We start from the raw sequence: 1,106 nt of genomic DNA on the forward strand, positions 1-1,106 counted from the left end.
CCTCTATTCAAGAACTTAACGCAACAAATCTAAATTAATAGATTTGTAATAATGATAAGAAAAAAGAATAGAAGATTAACACATAAAGAAAGAGTACAAATAGAGACTCTTTTATGCGAAAAAAAGTCTAAATCTTACATCGCTAAAGTATTAAAAAGAGCACGCTCAACAATTTCCAGAGAAGTCAATAAATGGGTTCAAAATAAGACTGATAAATATGATGCTGATTTAGCTCATTGGAATGCTAAAGATGATTATTTAAATAAAAGAAATTCTGACAAAATAAGTTCATATCAGCCTCTGAAAATTTACGTTTATAGAGGACTCTTATCAGACTGGACACCTGAACAAATTTCAGGGAGACTTAAAGATGATTATCCAAATAATCCGAGGATGAGAATTTCTCACGAATCTATTTATAGATTTATTTACACAAGACCTCAGGCTAGTTTAAATAAGAAGCTAATCAAGTTACTAGTAAGGAAAAAAACAAGGAGAAAACGTATTAAAAAGAAACGTGGAGGTGGAAGTAAAATAATCAACCAAGTCAGTATAGACAATAGACCCAAGCATATTCAGCTAAGAGAAGAAGTTGGACATTGGGAAGGAGATTTAATAGTTGGAAAAAATCATAAAAGTGCAATTGGAACAATAGTAGAACGTAAAACTAGATATACTTTAATAGTTAAAATTGAATCCAAAAAAGCAAATGAAGTAGCTAAAAAATTTAGTAGAATTTTAAATAAACTAAATCCAATTTTTAAGAATTCAATGACTTATGATAACGGAATTGAAATGGCTAGACACGAAAAAATAACTAAAAATACAGGTATGAAAATTTACTTTGCTCATCCATATTCTTCATGGGAAAGAGGCACTAACGAGAACACAAATGGACTCATTAGAAGATACCTTCCTAAGGGAACAGATTTTAATGAAATTAGTCTTAAACAACTTCAAAACATTCAAGAAAAACTAAATAATAGACCTCGAAAAATAATAGGATACAAAACACCAAAAGAAATGATGAATTTTGAACTAAAATTTGTAGCTTAGTAACATAAATAATCAGCAACGGTTTGTTGCGTTAACAACTTGAATGCAGC

At 29.6% G+C, this 1,106-nt stretch carries 1 protein-coding gene; it reads left to right on the forward strand.

The genetic code is table 11. The annotated features are described in order from the left end of the window. The first annotated feature begins 51 nt into the window (after nt 1-51). Entirely contained in the window at nt 52-1,056 is a 1,005-nt protein-coding gene (locus tag Q0733_RS12905; protein ID WP_298782739.1) for an IS30 family transposase, read from the forward strand. Nucleotides 1,057-1,106: the final 50 nt, after the last annotated feature.

The sequence above is a fragment of the uncultured Polaribacter sp. genome (genome assembly GCF_947500975.1).
Lineage (GTDB): Bacteria > Bacteroidota > Bacteroidia > Flavobacteriales > Flavobacteriaceae > Polaribacter.